This is a genomic window from uncultured Pseudokineococcus sp. (assembly GCF_947499845.1).
Taxonomy (GTDB): Bacteria; Actinomycetota; Actinomycetes; order Actinomycetales; family Quadrisphaeraceae; genus Pseudokineococcus.
The window spans coordinates 1-346 of record NZ_CANMPM010000066.1 but is presented as its reverse complement, the minus strand read 5'-3'; the positions used below and the strand labels follow the sequence as shown (position 1 = coordinate 346).

Sequence of the window (346 nt, the reverse complement as noted above, 5' to 3'; positions counted from 1 at the left end):
TCGGCTGGGGCCTCGCGGTCTTCGCCGGCGTCTACGTGGCCTACGCCTCCGGCGCCCACCTCAACCCGGCCGTGACCATCGGCCTGCTCGTCTCCGGCAACGACTACGCCCCCGGCGTCGCGCCCGACCTGGCGAACACCCTCGTGTACTTCGCCTCCGAGATGGTCGGCGGCGCCCTGGGCGCCGTCGTCGTGTACCTGGCGTACAAGAACCACTTCGACGCCACGGAGGAGCCGGCCCTCAAGCTGGCGGTGTTCTCCACCGGGCCCGAGATCCGCCGCTACGGCTGGAACGTCGTCACCGAGGTCATCGGCACCTTCGTCCTCGTCTTCGTCATCCTCCTGTT

General features: G+C 69.4%; 1 protein-coding gene. It reads left to right on the top strand.

The window, feature by feature from the left end:
- Window positions 1-346: MIP/aquaporin family protein (locus tag Q0789_RS16625; RefSeq protein ID WP_298807095.1), on the top strand; the 346-nt coding region annotated here is incomplete at both ends.